The sequence below is a fragment of the Bradyrhizobium sp. Y36 genome, from assembly GCF_002531575.1.
GTDB lineage: Bacteria > Pseudomonadota > Alphaproteobacteria > Rhizobiales > Xanthobacteraceae > Bradyrhizobium.
On sequence record NZ_NWTI01000024.1, the window covers coordinates 16,289 to 36,246 of the forward strand.

Consider the following 19,958-nt stretch of genomic DNA (forward strand, 5'->3'; position numbering starts at 1 on the left):
TGACAGTGAATTCAACCGACCCGGCCGCTCCGGCAAGCCCGGGCGAGCGCTTGCGACCGCAGGCCCGCTTTCCCGTGACCCTGGAAGGGCAGCCTGCGCTGGTGACCGGCGCCAACTCAGGTATCGGCCGCGCGGTCGCGCTGGGGCTGGCCGCGGCCGGCGCCGACGTCGTCGTCAACTATGTCGTGGATCCCGTCTCAGCCGAAGAAGTCGTTCATGAAATCGAGGCCCGGGGCAGAAAAGCGATCGCAATCAAGGCGGACGTCAGCAACGAGGATGACGTCCGGTCGATGTTCGCCCGTGCCATCGATCATTTCGGCACGTTGCACATCGTGGTGAACAACGCCGGACTGCAGCGCGACGCGCCCCTCCATGAGATGACGATCGATCAGTGGAATAAGGTGATCGGCGTCAATCTCACCGGCCAGTTCCTATGTGCCCGGGAGGCAGTCCGCGAATTCAAAAGACGGGGCATCGTCGGTGACATCTCGGCCGCGGCCGGCAAGCTCGTCTGCATGAGTTCGGTCCATCAGGAGATTCCGTGGGCGGGCCACGCGAACTACGCGGCATCGAAAGGCGGCGTGATGCAGATGATGCGAAGCATCGCGCAGGAAGTCGCCCCCATCGGCATCCGCGTCAACGGCATCGCACCCGGCGCCATCCGGACGCCCATCAATCAGCGCGCCTGGGAGACGAGGGAAGCGTACGAAAGCCTGATGACGCTGGTGCCCTACAAGCGCATCGGAGAGCCGGACGACATCGCGCAGGCGGTCGCCTGGCTCGTCTCCGACGCCGCCGACTACGTCACCGGCGCCACCCTGTTCATCGACGGCGGCATGACCCTATTCCCCGGCTTCGCAAGCGGAGGCTAGGCAAAGCCTCAGGGTCATGATCCCAACGAGAACCGCTGGTCGCATCGCTTACGCAGCAATTGGAGGATCGAACTTTGGTAAATGGCGCACGGGCAATGGCTGCAGGTAAGATCGCGCGCAAGATGGCGAGCGCTCTGACATCGGTTCTGAAGCGCCGCTCGGCGGTGAAGAAGGCAAGTAAGACGCGGGAGAAGAGCGCAAGCCAGGTCTCGCCGCCCCCAGGTCGCGAAACATAGCTGGTGCTCCGATGCCGATCTGGTTGACCGCCGGCCTTTGGGGGCTGCTTGGTGCCTCATCGCTGCTCCTGGGAGCAGCCGTCGCATTCGTCCTCAGAATGCCTCGGTACGTTACCGCGGGGATCATGTCGTTCGGTTGCGGCGTGCTGATCTCGGCCGTGGCCTACGACCTGTTGGAGGACGGGTATCAGGAAGGCGGGATCTGGCCGATCGTCGCCGGTGCCGTTGCGGGCTCCGCAATGTATGCCCTTGCCGATTGGGCGGTCTCTCGAGCAGGCGCGCATTCACGTAAACGGTCCGGGGACCAGCAGGCGAACGCCGGCCAAGGCGGAGGGTTGGCGATCGCAATCGGGTCGCTCCTCGACGGGGTTCCGGAAAGCGTGGTTCTGGGGCTCGGGCTGTTGAGCGGGAAAGGCATCAGCCTCGCTATGCTGGCAGCTATCTTCCTGTCCAATTTCCCGGAAGGACTGTCCAGTGCGCTCGGCATGCGAACCGCGGGTCGCTCCCGGCTCTACATCTTTGGCCTTTGGGCAACGATCGCCGTCCTCTCCGGGCTTGCTGCTTCCGCGGGAGCGGCTTTCCTTGGCGGAGCTTCCCCTCAGGTCGTTGCTGCCGTGAGTGCCGTCGCTGCGGGCGCTCTCCTGACGATGGTGGTGAACACCATGGTGCCCGAAGCGGTCGAAGGCGAACAGAAGCTGGCCGGCTTGCTCGTTGTCGTCGGCCTCCTCGTCGCCTTTGCGCTCTCTAACTTAGGAGAGACTTAGAACGCCGGGCCGTGCGATGCAGAAGCAAGGCTGTTGTCGGACGGGCCCTGCGGGTCGCTCGCGACGTGAAGGGGAAAGCCTGGACTTCACCCTCTCCAGGACGACAAGCGACGATCGATTGGCGTCCTGAAGCGCCTCGAAATCGACTGAGAATGACACCCTGAATCGCGGAACGGGTGGTACACAGGGGTGGTCATGAATCCTTGTTTTCCGCGGATTTTCACACAATCGCGGCGAAGGGGGAAGAGAGTCCCACTGACGCCGAGATTTTCCGCGCCAGACTACGATTTCTGCGAAAACATACCGGGCGCGCGTGTCAAATACCACGACAAGGCGCCGCTTCACCCTTTCTCGAACGCGACAAGTTCAGCGTTGAGCTGATCCTCTGCAAACGGCTTTTGCAGGATTTTGCAATTTCGCCATTCTTCCTCGATCCCTGCTCCGTAGCCTGTCGTGAACAAGAATGGGACGTCCCTGGTCTGCAGCATCTCGGCCAGACCATAGCTGAATTCGCCGGCGAGGTTGACGTCCAAGAGGGCTACATCGAATCCGCCAGCGTCGATCAAGCTCGTTGCTTGTGGGACATTAGTCGCCTTGGCAACGACTTCGTGGCCCAGTTCTTCGGCCATGTCTTCTATCATCATGGCAATTAAGCTTTCGTCTTCCACCACCAGCAGCCGCAGCGGCATGTCGATCTCCAAAGGTGCATCTCAGGCAAGATAGAAAGGTTTTGCCGACCATGACCTAGCCGGCGCCCCGCAGACGAACGATTTTGGGATCGTCGAACTCGGCAAATGCTTCGTGGAGCCGGCGCGCCAACTCTTCCTCCTGAAACGGCTTCCTTATCAGCCTCGCGTGATGGATCTCTTCAAGAGCCTTGAGGTCGGCATAGCCGGTCGCAAAAAGAGTCGGAAGATGCGGTCGGAGTCCATGTGCCTTCTTGGCAACCTCCACGCCGCTCATCGCCGGCATGGCGTAGTCCACTATCAGAGCGTCAAAATGCTCCGGCCCGGCAAGGATATCCAAGGCGGCGGCGCCGCTACCCACGCTGACAACGGAGTACCCCAGCTCTTCGAGCATCACGCCGACCACCTCGCGAACGGCGCTGTCGTCGTCGACCAGAAGGATTGTCTTGGCGGAGGCCCGGCCTGACGCGGTCTCGCTTTTCGGCGTCTGCCCAGGGGCCTGGGAGACATTGGCGGCGCGAGGAAGATAGACGCTAACGCTGGTACCTTCCCCTGTAGCCGTCCTGATCTTCACGCCACCGCCGGACTGCTTGGCGAACCCGAATACTTGCGGCAATCCAAGGCCTGAACCTTTTCCGACCTCCTTTGTGGTGAAAAACGGCTCGAACACATGGTCGAGAACATGTGGAGGAATGCCGGTACCGGTGTCGCTCACCGTCAGGACCACGTAATCACCCGGAGGCGGGTCGGCCGGCCTGGCCGGCGGTTCTTTGACGACCGCCTGACTGGTTTCGACGGTCAGCGCGCCGCCGATCTCCATTGCGTCCCGCGCGTTGATGGCCAGATTGAGAATGATCAATTCGATCTGGGTCGGGTCAACGAGTGCTGGGGCTAGGTCGCTCTTCAACACGGTTTCGATCCGGATTGAGCCTTTCATCGTGCTCTGCAGAAGCTCGCTCATCCCGGTCACGGTTTCATTCAGGTCGACGGGCTTTGGCTCGAGCTTCTGGCGCCGCGAGAACGCCAGCAACTGGGCGGTAAGTGTGGCTCCTCGCTCAGCCGCGGTCCGCATGTATTGGAGGCGCGATCGGACGTCCTGCTCGCGCTCCGGCTTGTCGAACCGCTTCTCCACGAAAGCAATGTTGCCCAGGATGACCGTAAGAAGGTTGTTGAAATCGTGAGCGACCCCGGCGGTGAGCTGTCCGACGGCCTCGAGCCGCTGCATCTGCCGGAGGGTCTGTTCGACGCGCTCCCGCTCTTCGATCTGCCGGGCGAGTTCGGCGTTGCGTTCAGCCAGCGCGGTCGCTGCCGCTCTTTCGGCGGTGCAGTCGCGTCCAACGAGATAGATGGCTTCCTCATCCGGCGCCGCATTCCAGGTGACCCACCGCCATTCGCCGTTCGCATGGCGGATACGGCTTTCGAAGCGACCGACGGTGCGATCGCGGATCGTATCGGCAAGCTGTCGCTTCACCTCGGTGCGCTCTTCGGGGGGCAGCAACAGATCGAACATGCTCTCCGTAAGGGTGCCTTCGGCGTACCCGAGCATTGTGCTCCAAGCCGGGTTGAGGCGCCGCAATCGTCCCTCCCGTCCGATCACGGCGAACAGGTCTGGACTGAGCCGCCAAAGGCTGTCTCGCTCCGCGGTTCGTTCCGCGACGCGACGTTCCAGGTCGGTCGTGAGGTCTTCCAGATCCTTCTTCGCTCTGCGTTCCTCGGTGATGTCGCGCACGACCCCGACAAAGCGTTTGAATTCCTTCTCTTCGAACAATGCCTGACCGCGGGCGGCTACCCAACGCTCGCTGCCGGCGTCCGAGAAGATACGATATTCCGCACCGAACGTGCCATCGTGTTCGCGAGACCACTTCGTCGCCTGGCGGACAGCCTGATGAAGTCGGTCGCGGTCGTCCGGATGACAGGCGGCAAGATAGTCTCGATAACCCGGCGATTTCTGGACCGGCCAGCCGAGCATCGCCTTCGCGCTGGCGTCCCACTTGAGCTCTCTCGTCGCCGGATCATAGTCCCACAGGCCGAGCTTGGCCGCTTCCATCGCCAGACGCGCGCTGACTTCGCTGCGGGCCAAAGCATCTTGGATCTTCTTGGCCGATGCGCGCTGGCGGGCTTGTTCGAGCGCACGCTCTACCGCTGTCGACAGCCGTGTGAGATTCCGCTTCACCACGTAATCAGTGGCGCCCCGCTTGAGCGCGTTTGTGGCAAATTCCTCGCCAACGACTCCCGATACGAAGATGAAGGGAAGATCGGGCTGCAGAACCGTGGAGATGTTCAGTGCCGAGAGGCCGTCGAAATCGGGCAATGAATAGTCCGCCAGCACGATGTCATGGCCGCCGCCTTCCAAAGCCGCGACGAAATCCCGTCTGTTGTAGACGCGGTCGAGTGTGAAGCCCAATTGGGCCTTCGATAGATGCGCCGCCAGCAGTTCGGCATCGATCTCACTGTCTTCAAGCAGCAGAATGCGGATAGGCTCTTGCTTCATCATTGGGCCTCGTTGGTGAAGGGGCGGGGAGGCGGCTCGTTCAGCACGGCCCAAAACATTCCGAGATCCTGGATGGCTTCGAAGAAGGCGTTGAAGTCCACGGGCTTCACGACAAAGGCGTTGACGCCCAGTTCGTAGCTCTTCACCAGATCGCGCTCCTCTCTCGAGGAGGTCAGCATCACGACGGGGATCTGGCGCTGGTGGCGGTCATTCTTGACCTTTTCGAGAACCTGCAGCCCGTCGATTTTGGGAAGCTTTAGATCGAGCAGCACAACGGCCGGATCGCCGGGCGGCCTGCCTTCGAAGCTGCCTCTCGCGGCCAGGTAATCGAGCGCTTCGGCTCCGTCGCGAGCAATGACGATCTCGTTAGCCAACTGGCACTTCGCAAGCGCCGCCAGCGTCAGCTCGAGGTCTCGCGGGTTGTCTTCAACAAGCAGAATCGGTCTGAGGTCCGGCAATTAAGAGCTCCTCTTCTTCAAATCTTTGGGGCGCGGCAAGGTGAAAGTGAGGGAGGCGCCGGCCCCTACCTTGCCTTCGGCGCTAATTGAGCCGCCGTGGCGGTCGACGATGCGCTTGGCCAAGGCCAATCCGATGCCAGTCCCCTCGAATTCCTCGGCCCTATGAAGGCGCTGAAAGACGCCAAAAAGCTTGTCGACGTACTTCATCTCGAAGCCGACGCCGTTGTCAGCGACGATATAAGTCGTGCTGTTCGCGTCTTCGTGGCCTGAGATGGTGATGATGGCCGGGTCCCGCGGCGCCGTATACTTGATGGCGTTGTGAAGCAGGTTCTGAAGCACCTGACGAAGCATGGCGGGGTCGCCATAGCCTATTGGAAGCGCCCCTACCTGCCATTCGATGTTTCGCCCCTCGGTCTCCGTCCGCAACGAATGCCTCAATTCGTTGACAATCTTGGCGACATCGACGTTCGACTTGAGAAGCTGAGAGCGCCCGAGTTGGGAAAAATGCAAAAGGTCGTCGACGAGCCTTCCTGCCGAGATGGCGGCGCCCCTAATTGTTTCGATGTAGTGACGCGACTTTTGATCGAGCCCTTTCTCCTTGTCCGACAGAAGTTCTGCGAAACCGACGATGTGCCGGAAAGGGGCACGCAGATCGTGCGAAATCGAATAGGAAAACGACTCCAGCTCCTTGTTGGCGGCTTCCAGCCGGTCCGTGAGTTCAGCACGCTCCTCCGCAGCCTTCAGCACAAGAGTCTGAATCGACGCGCGGAAGCCGAGCGCGCTCTCCACTTCTGCCGAAGTCCACGGCTTCGACTGCTGACGGACAAGCTGTTTCCAAAGGTCGAAAGACTTGCGCGGATGAAGCCGGCCGGCCCCGCTCTCCATAGGCTTGTTGGGATCGCCTCCCCAAGCAACCGTCTTGACGACTTCGGGCCTGAACCAGATGATGTAATCGCCCCGGATCTGCGAGATGGAGACCGCCAGCACACCACTGGCTTTTTCGCTCAAGAACTCGCCGCCCGACCATATCGAAGCCAGCGAATTCGTTTCCAATACGTCGTGCCCGGCCTCGAAGAGCCACGTCGCCAGATCACGTATCTGGCGCTCGCTCGGCGTCTGACCGGTCGTCAGTATGCCGCCCTGCACGACAACTGCAGCGCCTTCCGCATCCACAAGCCGCAGCCATTCGTGCGGATTGTTTACCAGCCCGCGCTGAAACGAAGTCGCGACCGAAAGCTTGCTGAGCAGCGACGTCTCCACGCTCTTCAGCTCAAGGCGTTCCGCGGCACTGCTTGCCTTCAGGCGCGAGCCAATCTGCAGCGACACGACTTGAGCGAGGATGTCGCATGCGGTGCGGATCTGCGCGTTGACCATCCGAGAGGCGCGGCTATGCCCGGAGATGAGCCCCCACAACGCACCGTCGACGATGATTGACATCGACATCGACGACGCCGTCTCCATGTTGCGCATGTATTCGAGATGAACGGGCGAAACGCTGCGCAGCGCCACCTGCGACAGGTCAAGCGGCAGTCCGTTGAGGGGACTGATCGAGGGTTCGATCTCGACCGGATCGTAGCTGGCGTCAGGAATGAGCCGGATCCTGTTCAGGCGATAGAGCTCCCGCGCTTGAGCGGGAATATCGGATGCGGGAAATCGAAGGCCGAGGTAGGAAGGAAGAATTTTATTCGTGTCTTCGGCCAAAACCGTGCCGTCGCCGTTACCGTCGAAGCTGTAAAGGAGAACTCGATCAAAATGGGTGATTGCCCGCACCTCGCGGGCCACCTCCTCAGCGATGCTAATAATATCGTGGGCACCGGATATGCGGTCCAGAAAGTCCCGCAACCGCGGGTAAAGACCATCCAGCGTCGACTCGCCTGGCCGCGGCGGTGGTTCGAATTCCAACAAGAGTCCTTGGGGGCTGCGGTGGGCGGTGAGCTGAAGCTGCTGCGATCCGACTGCAACCAGGTAGAAAAGCGTGTTTTCGCCTCCCGACAACCACCCACGGATTTCCTCGCAAAGCGTGGTCGCTTCCTCATAAGCAGAGAGCAACGCGTCATTGCGGACATCGAACCCAAGCAGTCGGCGAGCGTTCGCGCTCTGTTGCAATATCTTCAGGGTTTCAGGTTCGACCACCAAAAGCGCGCCGTGAGGCTGAATTGCTCCCGGGATCTTAATGGGCTCTGCGGCACACTCTTCAAGATAGCCGTCATCCAACTCGGTCACTGGGTGATGCCTTCTTGACTCAGAGCTTATGGCAAGCAAATGCCGGTGGTCAGTAGACTTTTCTGGGATGCGGATTTGCGCATAGGGAACGGAATGAACTTAACCCAAGTTCCGGCATTTTGTTCCATGATGCGAAGGCGGGGCGAGATTTGCTCGCTATGACAAGTGTTTACTGTGGACTCTGACCCTTCGCGTCTCGCGCTCCGAACGTCGAGGGCAAGAAGAAATACAGTCGTACTCGCAGGCGAAAAGGCGCTGAGGCCAACGTCGGCGCTTCGCCGAGCTTCTGATGGTGCTTGAGCTGTTGCGCGCCTGTTCATCGAGAGCACGACTAACGCCGGCTAATGCAACTTACAGACAATCCGGCGAGATGGTCCAAACCGCCGTATGCTTGATCTCGGCGTCTTCTAGATCGCGGGTCACCGGTACGCGATAGTCGGCGAGTCGGACAAGCTTTGCCTTCGGAAGGAAAGTGCGCCCGGGATCGCCGATCAAGATAGTCGCACCGGCGCGCGCATGGTCGGCCAGAAATGCAAAGGCACGCGTCGCGGTGTCCCCCTCATAGAAAATGTCGCCCGCGAGGATGGTCTGCCATCGGCCGTTTGGTTGAGTGTCGAGCACGTCCTCGCCGCACGACGTGAGGTGGACCAGGTTGACCTCCGCATTGAGTTCGGCCGCCGCGATCGCGAAGGGGTCGATATCAGACACTGTCACCCCGACCGCGCCGGCCTTCATCGCCGCGATGCCGACGAGTCCAGAGCCAGAAGCGATGTCGAGCACGTGCCGGTCCCGCACGGTAACGGGGTGATCGAGCACGTAGCGAGCCAGCGCTTGACCGCCCGCCCAGGCAAAGGCCCAGAAGGGCGGGGGGAGACCGGCCTCGTTCAGCTCGTCCTCGGTCTGCTGCCAGATCGGCACCGATTCATCGGCGAGGAAGACCGCGATTTCCGGCACCAGCGGCACCGACCGCAGCCGGGTGTTGGCGCGGATGAAGGATTGCGGGTCGGCAATGGTCGTGGCTGTCAAGGCGGGCCGTCGCTGTCTTGGTCCCGTGATAACTAGCATAAACCGTCTCCGGCCGCGAAGGCGGGCTTAGGGCGGCCGCTAATCCGACTTCGCGAAGTGTCTCCGCCCCTCGCGAGAATCTCCTGTGATCCGATCCTACGATCCTCGACCGCCTCGAAAATGGCTTGGATTGAACGTCCGAAGCGCTAAACAGGTGGTACACAGCGGTGGCCACAAAAACCAACCGGCCCTTTTAGGAATCCTTGTTTTTCGGCGGTTCTCGCGCCTCCGGCGCTCTGGGGAAGAGAGTCCCACTCTCTCCGCCTCCTCCGCCATCGCCCTGTTCACCATCGGCGGGGAGCGTTCGATTATCCGAGACTTCAATCAGAATGGCAGCCAGCGCCCCTCGGGCCCGCAGGACTCGTCGGCTTCGCCGGCCCGGTCGCCAGGATCTACAAGCTTGACCCGCAGCCTGCGCAGCGTGCGACGCGCCTCATCGATCGAGAAGCCCCTCGCCTGAAGGTCCGCGAGCGCTCGCTTGAGGAGGTCGTAGTCGAGCGATGTCCACATATCCGACCATGTCGTGGTCGCCAGCGCCGTCGCCAGCGCCATTCCGACTTGTTCTACCGTCGGTGCCCGGCGCCGGTCTAGCTCCGAGCGCCAGCGCGCCGTCCTGAGTCTAGCCTTGGCCCGGCTGACCTCGATTGGCTGGCGCCGTCGACTCGGCTTCACGAACACGCTGTCCGGCCTGTCCGGGTCACGCTGAAAATACGCGCCCCGGGCCTCGTCCATTTCACGGATCAGGTCGACGTCCTCCGGAGTCAGTTTCCTGCGAAGCTTTGCCATCTTGCGTCCTTCGTCCCTACCGACCGGCAGACGATCGGCTTCGCCCGTGGTTATCCGGTGCAGCTCCGCAAGGGTCAACCCATCGAAGGATCGTCGAGTGGCCGGAGGCTTCGCGGTCGGCGCGCCGAAGGCCCTGCAGTCAGAGCCCCCGGGGTCTTCGACGATCAGTGATAGGTTGAAGGCGATGAGCCGGAGGCCCTGAGGGCTATGCCACGACTGACCGGAGCACCGGATCCTTGATCGACCGGTGGATGGTCTTGATGCCGGAGGCCATGAAGGCCGCGAGGAGCGATCCCGGCTGACGGGCCAGCGTCGCGGCGCGGACTTCGGAGGGCCGCAGGCGCCGACGCTTCGCACGCTCGATGCGACGGAGCGTGTCTTGGTTGGTCTTCGACCGTTCCGGCCAATTGCCAGTCTCCGTGAAGCGCTTCCATGCCTCCGCGGCGAGGCTGCGCATCGCTTCCGCGACGTCGTCGTCGGCGTAGTCGATGGTTTGGGCCGTGCTTGCCGGTGCTGGTACCTCCGGTGGGTCGGTCAACGGTGGGTCGGTCAACGGGGCTTCGCAGGCGGCTGCCTGGCCGGAATCGCGGTCGGCCTGGCAGGGGTCGGCCTGGCCGGGACCAGGGGTGAAGGCAGGCGAGCCACCGCCACTCCGAAACAGGGCCCTTAATTCCTTGGACCTGCCACCATTGCCCTTTTCGGCCTGAATCCTTGATTTCGCAATGGCATAGGCCGCTTCGAAGTGCCTCTGCACCGTCTTGCGGCAGCGGATTCCCTTGGCGGCGACGAGATCGACGGTCGGGGTCCGGCCGCAGATCATGTCGAGCCGCATCGCCTCGGCGAGGGCCTCGACCGTCTTGTCGATGCGGACGGGGCCGGAGAAGGCGCCGCCGACGGCCTCGCGCTGCTCCTTCGTCATGGTCGGCTCGATCAGGTGCGCAGCTGCGCCCCGGCGCCGGCCCTTCGCATCCATCTTGCTCGAGTCGAAGGTGCGGGCCGTGAAGTCGGCGACGCGCTGGATGAGCTTCGCGAGCGTGGCGATCTGGTCGCCGGTCGGCCGCAGCGTGTCCGTGAGCTGGTCGGCGATCTCGGCCGCGATCGCGTCGGCGGTCACCTTCTTGCCGGCCAGATGCAGCGTCTTTGCCATGGCGAATCCGGCCTCGCGGACGACCGGGAACCAGCCGCCGGACTCCTCGCCGAGCGACGCCGCTTCCTTGGCGGCGGCGAGCAGACCCGGCAGCGGGCCGGTCGGCGTCAACGGCGATCCGAGTCCTTCGTACCACTCGCCGAGGGTCGGCATGCGCTCGGGCTCTACGATCCTGGATTCGACGAGCCAGGACAGCGGGTTCTTGCCCGAGAACGGATGCGCGTTGCCGCCGCGGTCGCCGCCGAATGCTTCCTGGGTCGCCTTGATGACGGCCTTGAGCATGTCGTGCTGGCGCGGCGGCGAATGCGGCCAGACCTCGGAGCCGTCGGGCAGGATGAAATACAGGTGTGGCCGGATCACGCGACCGGGGCGGCGCTCGTCGGGAATCCAGTCCACGATATGCGGCCGGCACGGAAGGTCGTGCTCCTCGACGACGTGCTCGATCCAGGCCCGGAAGGCTTCGTAGGACTCGAAATCGCGGTCGATATCCACGCGCCAGATATCGTGGCAGACGGCCGAGAAGAACACATAGATCCGGTCGAGCGCGTTGATCTTGCGGACGTGGCGCCAGCACCCGTCCTTCTTGTCGCCGGCGAGCAGATTGCGGCGGAAGGCACGGCCGCAGGACGCGGCGAAGCGGCGGTAGTGATGGTGGAGGCTGCTCTTGAACCCGCGTTTCTGGAACGGGGCGCGGTAGCATCCGGCCGTGACCTCGCCACCGGGCCAGACGAACTCGCCGCGCTGGTTCCTAGTCGACTCGTCGGCGCGGCGCTTGGCGAACTCGATCCCGCTCTCGACGCGATAGACCAGTTTCATCTGCTCGGGGGTCGCGCGGCCCTCGCGGACGGCCTTTTCGGCGCCCTCGAACCCGCGCCGGCGCGCCTCGGAAAGCGTCATGCCGCAAGCGGCGCAGGCGTCGGCGAGGGCCTGTTCGCGCTTCTCCGTCAGCGTGGCGCGGTGCTCGGCGTCCTCGTCGCGGGCCTTGGAAACCTCGTCGTAGCGCGCATCGAAATGGGCGGCGGTGCGCTGCTTCGGGTCGCGCTTTTCGGTGCCGGGACCGTGTTTGCGGGGACCGGGCGGCGGACGCTTGGGTTTCCGCTTCGCCTTCTCGTCCTTGAATTCCTTGACGGCGCCGACGATGCCCTCGACCAGCTCGGCCGGCGACGGGCCGGCTTCGGTCTGGTCCGGCCGCTCGACGAGCACGAATCCGGGAACGCGGCGAATGAAATCGCCGCCCGCGCGGACGTGCGCAGGCGTCAAGGATCCGGAAATGGTCGGTGCTGTGTCCATGCTGTCGGTCGATCCACTGGACAGCATATAGTGGACGCCCGCAAGCGTAAAGGCACCAACGTGCGCCACTCGCGAATCCTTGCCGGAGGGCCGCAGCGGCGCCCGCCGCGGCCTCGGAGACACGCCAGGAACGCGGAAATGAGTCCGGACCCGGACTCGATTCCGGGCCGGGTCACGTTTCTAGACTCGAAATGTTGTGGGCCGACGTTCGGGCGACAATTCAAGTCTAGGAACGTCGATATGGCGGCATCTGCGCTGTAGCTCTAAAAATCAACCGCTTGAGAAAGCGATGTTTTCTCGAACGACAATTCGAGTCTTGTAACGTCGGAATCTAGAAACGTCCGCCGCGCCTATTTCCGCTTCAGGCGATGCGACTGATCGATGTCTCGCTCGTTCGGATCGGAGTGTTCGCCCTCCGGCTCCAGATGTCCGCCGTGCGGCGCGGGCCAGTAGGAATCGGCATCTTCGAACCAGTCGCGCGGGGGCGCCATGCCGAAAAGAAGTTCGTGGGCGGTGGAAAACCGCTGCCATCTGTCGGCTGTTTTCAGCGGATCCCGGCTCCGCATGTCGTACGGCGTCGTCCCCGGCTTGATGCGGCCCATGGCGTCGAGCTGCGGGTTGCGGGGGTCTGCGGTCAGCCATCGGATGAGCAGGCGCTCGATGTAGTGCGACCGGGAGACGCCGGACTCGTCGGCGCGCAGCGACAACAACTTGAGTAGGTCGTCATGCGCTCGGAGCGTGATGCGCTCCGAGCGGTTCTCGTCATCGCCGCGCGTGGCGGGCCCCGGCTTGCGGCGAAGCTTTCTGTTCTTTGGGAATCCAGTAACCATGATCCTGCTAAATCCTTGCTTTTAGCGCATCTTTGTGCGCACATAGATACCCAATGGTGGCAACTTGGCACAGGTGATACATGGCTTCCAAGGATTCGTCGAGGGCCAAGAAGCGCAGCGGCACCGCCGATCTGCTGCGCCTGATCGCCGAGGACCGGGCCGAGAACGGCGGCCGGCGCCCGCCGCCGCCTTCGGGGCACCCTGCCCTCAATCTGCTGTTGGTCGGCTGCTGGGACGATGCCTTCGGAGTCCTGCACCAGCTTTCCGAGTCGGTCATCGGCGAGGCGCGCGCGCAGCGGCTGCTCGACGTGTGCGGCGACCGCCAGGCCGTTCAGGTCGAGATCCGCGAGACCGTCGACGCCCTCTATTCGCTCGGCACCCACGATGCCGGAGCGCTGGCGCTGGCGTGGAGCATGCTGGCGTGCCGCCCCAGCTATCCGCCGGGCTTCCGTGCCGTGCTTCCGCAGCTCCAGTACGCGCTCGACGCCGCCGATCTCGACGCTGATCTTGATGTCGACGTACGCGAGCGCCTCAGGATCTGGTGGGCCGCCGGCGCCGGCGACTACGTCCGGGAGAAGCGCTCGATGTTCGCTGTGACCGTCGCCGTGCTCGCGGGCGAGATCGAGAAGGAGTCCGCGCTGGAGCCCGTGAAGCCGTTCGAGCCGGTCGACGTGGCCAAGTGGTTTCGGACGCCGTATCCAGGCCCGTCTCTCACAGTGATGCCGGCGGCCAAGGCTACGCGGTTGAACAACCACAACAAGCCATTCGCCGAGATCCTCGACAAGGAGCTGCCGCTGGTCTGCGCTCGCAATCTCGACCAGGCGCGGAAGCGTCTCGGGCATGAGTTTCCGCACGCGTCGGCCGCGCTGTCCGTGCTGTTCAAGGACTTGCGCGAAGGCGAGCCCATCAAATTGCGCGCGACCATTTTGTCGGGCAGCCCAGGCTGCGGCAAGTCGAGGTTGGTTCGCAAATGGGCCGCCGCGGTGGGCCTGCAGCACCAGTACCGCTATGACGCCGCGACCTCCGCCGATGGACAGTTCGGAGGAACGTCCAAAGGCTGGTCGAATACCGAGGCCTCGGTGCCGGCGCGCGCCGTGCTGCAGTCGCGCACCGCGAATCCTTTGGTGTTCATCGACGAGATCGACAAATGCACGCGGGCTGGATCGCAGAATGGTTCCTTGATGACGTCTCTGGCGCCCTTCCTGGAGCGTGAGACTGCCGCGCGCTATCGCGACCAGAGCCTTGATGCGGAGCTTCGACTCGATTGGGTAAGCTTCATCTGCACCGCCAACGACGTCACGGTGCTGCCCGATTATTTGCGCGACCGCTTCCGCATCGTTCGCGTTCCGGCGCCGCAACTAGTCGACCTGCCCTTGCTGGCGGCGTCCATTGTCGACGACATGCTACTCGAAGAGGGCGACGAATGGGCCGGCGCCGTGGCGCCGTTCGCGCCCGACGAGCTGCGGGTCATGGCGAAGGCCTGGGAGCGTGCTGGCTTCAGCTTGCGCAAGCTACAGAAGATCGTGCTCGCGACCCTCGAGGCCCGCGACGCCTGCCAGATGAGGCACTAGCATGTCGAACAGCGGCTGGAAGCAAGACCTGGCACGCGACCTCGAAGCCTACAGCTTGGGCGAGGAGCCGTCGCCCTTCGAGATGCTACGCGCGCCGGTGATCGAAAACTGGACCACCGAGGTCAGGCGGATCGGCAAGGAGTTCAAGCTGGTCGTGCGCGGCCAGGCGAAGCGGCACCCGGACTACGACGACGGGGAGGACATCCGCACGGCGGCGATCCACTGGTTCGATCGCAAGGGCCGCTTCGCGAGGAGCGCGCACCGCCTCTACATGCTCGGCGAGCAGCGCGGCGACGAGATCCCAATCGACGGAGTGGACCTGTGACCGCCTACCTGATCGCGTTCGCCGTCGTCGCGCTGCTTGCCGTCGTGGTTGGCGAGCTGTCGGAGCTTCCGTGGCGACGGCGCCTGGCTGACGCCGGCAGGTCGCGCGTGCCGGCGCCGGCCGCGAGGGGGCGCCGCCATGCCTGAGGTCTATCGCGCTTTCCAGGTGCATTTCGCCAAGGCGGAGATCGAAGAGCTCCTGCGCGAGCGGGCGAAGGCGCTCGTTCTGACGCGCAAGGATTCAGAGAAGCTCGATGTCGCGACGGTGCGGCACGTCGAGGGCGAGGCCGTCGTGACCATGATCATCGGGCCGCCGAAGATGATCGATCTGCAAGCGAAAGGTAAGCGCCGATGAGCGACGCCGACTACCTCTCTCTGAAATGGGGCTCGCTGAAGTCGATCCGGATGCGCACACCCGCCGTCGAGGCGGCATTCGAACGCTACGAATCCATCGGGACGCACCATGGAAGCGCGCTGTTCCATAAGGACAGCCTCGAGCAAAAGGCCGCGCTGTGCGACCTGATCGACGCCGTCGCGGCGGCCGGCGGCCAGATCCAGGACGAGTGGAGCTGGAAGTTCCTCACCGTCGACGAGGCCAAGCGCTACGTCCTGGGGGACGAGGCCCGCGCGCAATCGATCGCGGGCGAGGTGATCGTGCGGAACGTGATGCGGTCGCTGCTGAAGAAGGGCTCCGAGGAGAACGAATGACGCCCCTGATGGAACGCCTGCTCGAGCGCCTGCAGACGGGATGGCGGCCGAAGGCCGACGAGATCGACATGCGGTTCCCGCAGCGAGCGATGGCGCGCTGGGAATTCTGGCCGAGCCGCCACGCCAGCCGACCGCACATGCTGATCGCCGGCTGGCCCGTCGACGACGACGGCGCGTGGCCGCAATTCACCGAACAGGTCCTATGGATCGACGAGGACCTGGAATGGGCGCTCTGCGAGGACGGATTCTGGTGGCTGTAGTGAAAGTTGTTCACTCAGAAGTCGTCGAGCGCGCGGTGTCGGAAGCGCTCGGCGGAGCGCGCGTCGCCGTCCTAACTGAGGCCCAGTGGCGGTCTCCGTAAAGATACCTAAGACGGCTTAGCTTCCCATTCCTTTGTAGGTTTTCTGAAGAAGGAATTGGGACATCCGGGCACCCAAAAGAAGGATTTGGGACCGGAAAGAAGAATTTGGGACGCCTCCGAAAATTTCGCTTCGTCCTTGCCGGGGCAGCGGCGATGCTCCGCGCGAGAGAGCGAGATTGCGCCTGATGTCCGGAGATCGTGAAGGCCGCCTGAAGGCGGCGCGCAACGCCATCGCGATCACTGCGATGGAGGGCGGCGCCGCGTCGGAGCGTGTGCAGGAGATCCTCCAATGGTGGATCGACGGCGTGATCACATCTGGCGAGGCGCGCACCATGATGATGGAGCACGTAACCAAGCCATCGAGGAAGGAAACCTGATGCCCGCCGACCGCCGCCTGTTCGACAGCTCGTCGATGACGCCGCCGCCAGCGCCGGAGATCGACGCCGTGACGTGCACGGTCGGCGCCGACGATGGCTGGGTGGATTACGACAGCGCCACCGGGGTCCACATCGCGAAAGCGAAGGCCGCTGCGGAGCGGGCCGGATGGCGCCAGCACGGCTTCCGCTTCACCCACACAACGCGCGGAAGCTACCTAGCTCGGGACATGAGCTTGTACGACCTCTGCGACAACGAGAGCATCGAATTGTGGAAACAAGCATCATGATGGCGTACCGCCTCACCGGGTATCAGCGCGAGCTCCTGCGCTTCGTCGCCGAGCGCTCGCCGGACGGCCAGGGATTTCACGCCACCGATGTCGTGCCGCAGATCCCGGGCATCGACCCCGGCTACGCGCTGTTGACGCTTGAAGGCCGAGGCCTGTGCTGGGTCGAGAAGCCAGACATCGTCGGCTCGACGCCGGCGGGACTGAAGGCAGCAATGGAGAGCGTGTGATGGCGGGTTATACCATTCTCGCGAAAATGGTATAACGCGAGGCCTCTATTTCGGACCGCAGAAAATGCGAAGCGCAAGGGCGACTAACGGAGGCGCGGGCGTGGGGTCCAGTCCGGGAGCTCGACGACGAGGTCGGGGATGAAACCAGAGTCTTCATGGGAGTACCCAAGCGGGTTGCAGACCACCCTGGTTGGTGTCCCCGGGACGACATAGTCGTGCCTGTTGTGGACATGACCATGGACCCAGAGCTCGGGCTGATGCTCCTCGATGATATCGGACAGATCACTGATGAAGCTGGCGTTGATCGCTCCGTCGTCGGCGTAGCGTTGATGCAACGACCCTGGATGTACCCCGTGATGCGTGATGCAAACGGTCGGGCCGTCATGCGCCTCTGCGAGCCGATCCGTCAGCCAGCGGCGCTCCGCTAGGTGGCGCCGGTAGGCCTCCTTCGGAGTGAACGGCGCCGGACACTCCGCGCCGGGCGTGGTCTTTATGAACATGTGGTCGTTGATGAACTGGCCTGCGTGCAGGCCATGTGCCTGGCTGTCGGCGTCGAACCGATAATCCGTCCACATCGTGCAGCCAATGAAGCGGACGCCGCCAATCACCGGCACCGCGTCGGCGTCCAAGAAGTTCACGTTCGTTCCGCGCGCCTTGTCCCTGATCAGCGCCGCGGCATCTTCGAGCACGCTTCCGTAATATTCGTGGTTGCCGGCGACGAACATCACCTCCTTGCCCCACAGCGCGCGCTGGTTGGTCAGCCAGCTCACGGCCCGATAGGCGTGGTGGACGTCGCCGGCGAAGACCGCAACGTCGAAGTCGAGTCCTTCCGGGACGTTGTAGCCGTGCGAGCCCATCTCGCCGTGGAGGTCGGAAGCGATGAAGATCTTCATGGACCGGACGATCGCGCCCACGACGGCAAGAGGCAAGGACTCGATGTTCGCGGACTTTGGTCCGGATCTGCCCCCGGCGCTGTCACGCCGTCTTCTCGCGAAGGATCGCCAAGCGGTTTAGTCAACGACTTGAAGGGGATGCTTGGTGGGCGCACCAGGGCTCGAACCTGGGACCCGCTGATTAAGAGTCAGCTGCTCTACCAACTGAGCTATGCGCCCGAAAGGCGGTCAATGCCTTGCGAGGTCGGTCGTTTAGCAAAGCGATCCGGGTCTGGCAAGCGATGCGGCGAAGGTTTTTCCACAGTCCCCAAAAAGCGAAAAGCCGCTGGATTCCAGCGGCTTCGCCAAGGTTAATTCCGGGGGTAATCCCGGCAAAACCCCGCCTCTTTCAGAGCCGGCCCTCGCGGTCCCGGTCAGGGCCGCCATCGCGGTCGAAACGGTCGTGATGGAAGTTCTCCATGCCGCGGTCCATCATGCGGCCGCCCATGCCGCGCTCCATGAAGTGGCGGGGCGGGCCGTCTTCGCCGCCGCCGAACGGGCCGCGGTGACGGGTCAGCACGGCGAGGCGCCGCTTCTGGCCCTCGTCCAGGGTCTTGTAGAGCGGATCGGCGGCGTCGGCGATCTTCTTCAGGGCCGCCGAGGTCGCGCCCATGTCCTCGGCGCGCTGGCGCAGGCGGGCGACCGGATCTTCCGGCTTGTCGGAATCCTTTGCAGCATCCTTGCCGGCATCGCCGGGGCCGGCGTTCATCCGCGCGTTGGCGCGGTCGATGCGCAGCTTGGCGAAGTCGCGCACGGCGGCCTCGACCGGCGGCCACAGCTTCTCCTGATCGGCATTGAGCTTCAGCCCGGCATGGACGGCGGCGATGCGCGCGTCGACGAGGGCGGCGCGATCCTCCGGGTTCATGCGGATGTGGCGGATGTGCTCCATCCACGGGCGATGATATTGAGCATAGACCGCGCCAGAGCCGGCGATGCTGAGCACGGCGATGGCGGCGATGGTGAACTTCTTCATCCGAACCTCCTCTGGAAGGACGTCCATGAAGATGGGCGCGATGCGGCTGACACGCAACTTACAACTTGGACAGGGAACGCGTCCTTACGAAGATGTAACGCGCGATTTTACCGCTGCTCGCAACCCGGAAATCATTCGCAACAAAAAGGCTTCCGTGCAGCGCGCACGGAAGCCTTCGTTCATCGTTCGACTTGATCCGTTCGTAGTGCTCAGTTCGTCGTGCTCTTGGCCTCTTTGAGGAATTCGTCGATCAGCGGCTGGCCTATGCGGCCGGCGGCATCCTTGTAGACCGGCTCCATCGCCTTGCGCATCGCCTCGCTCTGCTCCGCCGTGAGCTTGATGATCTCGCTCTTGCCGCTCTTCTTGATCTCGGCGAGCGCGTCGTCGTTTTCCTTCTGCGACTGCGCGTTGCCGAAATCGGTCGCTTCCTTCATCGCCTTGGTGAGCTGGTCGCGGATGTCGGCCGGCAGGTCGTCCCAGAACTTCTTGTTCACGATCACGACGTAGCCGATATAGCCGTGATTGGTCTCGGTGATGTACTTCTGCACCTCGTGCATCTTCTGGGTATAGATGTTCGACCAGGTGTTCTCCTGGCCGTCGACCACGCCGGTCTGCAGCGCCTGGTAGACTTCCGAGAACGCCATCACCTGCGGCAGCGAGCCGAGCGCCTTGAACTGGGCCTGCAGCACGCGCGAGGACTGGATGCGGAACTTGACGCCCTGGTAGTCGGCGGGCGTGACCAGCTTCTTGTTGGCGCTCATCTGCTTGAAGCCGTTGTCCCAATAGGCAAGGCCGGTGATGCCCTTGGCATCCAGCAGCTTGAGCAGCCGTGTGCCGAGCGGCCCTTCCGTCACCTTCCGCAGCGTCTTCAGGTCGGGCAGGATGTAGGGCAGATCGAACACCTCGAACTCGCGGATGCCGAGCGGTCCGAACTTGGAGTTGGACGGCGCCAGCATCTGCACGCTGCCGAGCTGGAGCGCCTCGAGCTCTTCCTTGTCCTTGTAGAGCGTCGAGTTCGGATAGACCTCGACCTTGACCTTGCCGTTCGTGTACTTCTCGGCGAGCTCCTTGAACTTCTCCGCGCCCTTGCCTTTCGGCGTGTCGGTGGCGACGACGTGGCTGAACTTGATGATGATCGGCGATTGGGCCGAGGCCGGCCCGGCAAGTCCGAGTGCCAGTGCCGCGATGGACGCGGCGATCGCGAAGGTGCGCATAATCTCTCCCTGATGTTATTTGGGCGGCCCGCGCGCGGGCAGCCAATGCTTTTGCCGACAGCATCCATACAAGCAGGCGGCTGGCGCTGCTATTGGCCGTTAGCAGGGCAGGTATCCCTTCAGCCGTCATTCCGGG

General features: G+C 63.3%; 22 protein-coding genes and 1 tRNA gene. 11 read left to right on the plus strand and 12 right to left on the minus strand.

Annotation, left to right across the window (positions count from 1 at the left end):
• The first annotated feature begins 5 nt into the window (after positions 1-5).
• Entirely contained in the window at positions 6-872 is an 867-nt protein-coding gene (locus CO669_RS29900; protein ID WP_502694528.1) for a glucose 1-dehydrogenase, read from the plus strand.
• Positions 873-1,119: 247 nt separating this feature from the next.
• Positions 1,120-1,872 (plus strand): ZIP family metal transporter, encoded by a 753-nt coding sequence (locus tag CO669_RS29905; RefSeq protein ID WP_028141939.1) that lies wholly within the window; start codon positions 1,120-1,122, stop codon positions 1,870-1,872.
• Between the two features lie 341 nt (positions 1,873-2,213).
• Here CO669_RS29905 and CO669_RS29910 read toward each other — a convergent pair whose 3' ends face one another.
• The 8 genes from CO669_RS29910 to CO669_RS29945 all read right to left on the minus strand — a co-directional run bounded on the left by CO669_RS29910 (position 2,214) and on the right by CO669_RS29945 (position 12,848).
• The gene (locus CO669_RS29910) at positions 2,214-2,561 is read right to left on the minus strand and encodes a response regulator (protein ID WP_028141938.1); all 348 of its coding nucleotides are present in this window, start codon (positions 2,559-2,561) and stop codon (positions 2,214-2,216) included.
• Positions 2,562-2,616: 55 nt separating this feature from the next.
• Complete coding sequence (locus CO669_RS36465) at positions 2,617-5,052, minus strand: response regulator (RefSeq protein WP_035703257.1); 2,436 nt, start codon at positions 5,050-5,052, stop codon at positions 2,617-2,619.
• Positions 5,049-5,507 carry a response regulator gene (locus CO669_RS29920; protein WP_028141937.1) on the minus strand — a complete coding sequence of 153 codons (459 nt, stop codon included), beginning with the start codon at positions 5,505-5,507 and terminating at the stop codon, positions 5,049-5,051. Before CO669_RS29920 ends, CO669_RS36465 begins: the two co-directional genes overlap by 4 nt.
• Entirely contained in the window at positions 5,508-7,730 is a 2,223-nt protein-coding gene (locus tag CO669_RS29925; protein WP_050990944.1) for an ATP-binding protein, read from the minus strand. It abuts the gene before it with no gap.
• Between the two features lie 351 nt (positions 7,731-8,081).
• On the minus strand, positions 8,082-8,756 hold the full coding sequence (locus CO669_RS29930) for a class I SAM-dependent methyltransferase (protein WP_035703259.1): 675 nt from the start codon (positions 8,754-8,756) through the stop codon (positions 8,082-8,084).
• Between the two features lie 363 nt (positions 8,757-9,119).
• Positions 9,120-9,581: a hypothetical protein gene (locus CO669_RS29935; protein WP_097665353.1), complete on the minus strand. Its 462-nt coding sequence runs from the start codon at positions 9,579-9,581 to the stop codon at positions 9,120-9,122.
• A gap of 205 nt (positions 9,582-9,786) precedes the next feature.
• Positions 9,787-12,087 carry a hypothetical protein gene (locus CO669_RS29940; protein WP_143278762.1) on the minus strand — a complete coding sequence of 767 codons (2,301 nt, stop codon included), beginning with the start codon at positions 12,085-12,087 and terminating at the stop codon, positions 9,787-9,789.
• 281 nt (positions 12,088-12,368) lie between these two features.
• Positions 12,369-12,848 carry a ribbon-helix-helix protein, CopG family gene (locus tag CO669_RS29945; protein ID WP_097664860.1) on the minus strand — a complete coding sequence of 160 codons (480 nt, stop codon included), beginning with the start codon at positions 12,846-12,848 and terminating at the stop codon, positions 12,369-12,371.
• 80 nt (positions 12,849-12,928) lie between these two features.
• Between CO669_RS29945 and CO669_RS29950 the strand changes: the two genes are divergently transcribed.
• The 9 genes from CO669_RS29950 (at position 12,929) to CO669_RS29985 (ending at position 16,703) form a co-directional block, all read left to right on the plus strand.
• The gene (locus CO669_RS29950; RefSeq protein ID WP_097664868.1) at positions 12,929-14,419 is read left to right on the plus strand and encodes an AAA family ATPase; all 1,491 of its coding nucleotides are present in this window, start codon (positions 12,929-12,931) and stop codon (positions 14,417-14,419) included.
• Position 14,420: 1 nt separating this feature from the next.
• Positions 14,421-14,744, plus strand: coding sequence for a hypothetical protein (locus tag CO669_RS29955; protein WP_097664874.1), 324 nt, complete (start codon positions 14,421-14,423; stop codon positions 14,742-14,744).
• On the plus strand, positions 14,741-14,890 hold the full coding sequence (locus tag CO669_RS35775) for a hypothetical protein (RefSeq protein ID WP_158228805.1): 150 nt from the start codon (positions 14,741-14,743) through the stop codon (positions 14,888-14,890). Before CO669_RS29955 ends, CO669_RS35775 begins: the two co-directional genes overlap by 4 nt.
• Complete coding sequence (locus CO669_RS29960) at positions 14,883-15,098, plus strand: hypothetical protein (RefSeq protein ID WP_097664876.1); 216 nt, start codon at positions 14,883-14,885, stop codon at positions 15,096-15,098. Before CO669_RS35775 ends, CO669_RS29960 begins: the two co-directional genes overlap by 8 nt.
• A complete protein-coding gene (locus tag CO669_RS29965; RefSeq protein ID WP_097664881.1) occupies positions 15,095-15,451 on the plus strand; it encodes an RNA-binding protein in 357 nt (118 codons plus the stop codon). The genes CO669_RS29960 and CO669_RS29965 overlap by 4 nt, the downstream gene beginning before the upstream one ends.
• A complete protein-coding gene (locus CO669_RS29970; RefSeq protein ID WP_097664889.1) occupies positions 15,448-15,711 on the plus strand; it encodes a hypothetical protein in 264 nt (87 codons plus the stop codon). Before CO669_RS29965 ends, CO669_RS29970 begins: the two co-directional genes overlap by 4 nt.
• Positions 15,712-15,988: 277 nt before the next feature.
• Entirely contained in the window at positions 15,989-16,189 is a 201-nt protein-coding gene (locus tag CO669_RS29975) for an antitoxin VbhA family protein (RefSeq protein WP_143278763.1), read from the plus strand.
• A complete protein-coding gene (locus CO669_RS29980; protein WP_097664920.1) occupies positions 16,189-16,476 on the plus strand; it encodes a hypothetical protein in 288 nt (95 codons plus the stop codon). Before CO669_RS29975 ends, CO669_RS29980 begins: the two co-directional genes overlap by 1 nt.
• Entirely contained in the window at positions 16,473-16,703 is a 231-nt protein-coding gene (locus CO669_RS29985) for a hypothetical protein (protein WP_143278764.1), read from the plus strand. The genes CO669_RS29980 and CO669_RS29985 overlap by 4 nt, the downstream gene beginning before the upstream one ends.
• An 83-nt stretch (positions 16,704-16,786) precedes the next feature.
• On the opposite strand, the gene CO669_RS29990 is transcribed toward CO669_RS29985, so the two are convergent.
• The 4 genes from CO669_RS29990 to CO669_RS30005 form a co-directional block, all read right to left on the minus strand.
• Entirely contained in the window at positions 16,787-17,596 is an 810-nt protein-coding gene (locus tag CO669_RS29990) for a metallophosphoesterase (RefSeq protein ID WP_097664947.1), read from the minus strand.
• Positions 17,597-17,739: 143 nt separating this feature from the next.
• Positions 17,740-17,815: transfer RNA gene (locus CO669_RS29995), tRNA-Lys, on the minus strand.
• A gap of 169 nt (positions 17,816-17,984) precedes the next feature.
• Entirely contained in the window at positions 17,985-18,608 is a 624-nt protein-coding gene (locus CO669_RS30000) for a Spy/CpxP family protein refolding chaperone (RefSeq protein ID WP_198964334.1), read from the minus strand.
• A gap of 209 nt (positions 18,609-18,817) precedes the next feature.
• Positions 18,818-19,822: a TRAP transporter substrate-binding protein gene (locus tag CO669_RS30005; protein WP_097664960.1), complete on the minus strand. Its 1,005-nt coding sequence runs from the start codon at positions 19,820-19,822 to the stop codon at positions 18,818-18,820.
• Positions 19,823-19,958 lie beyond the last annotated feature (136 nt).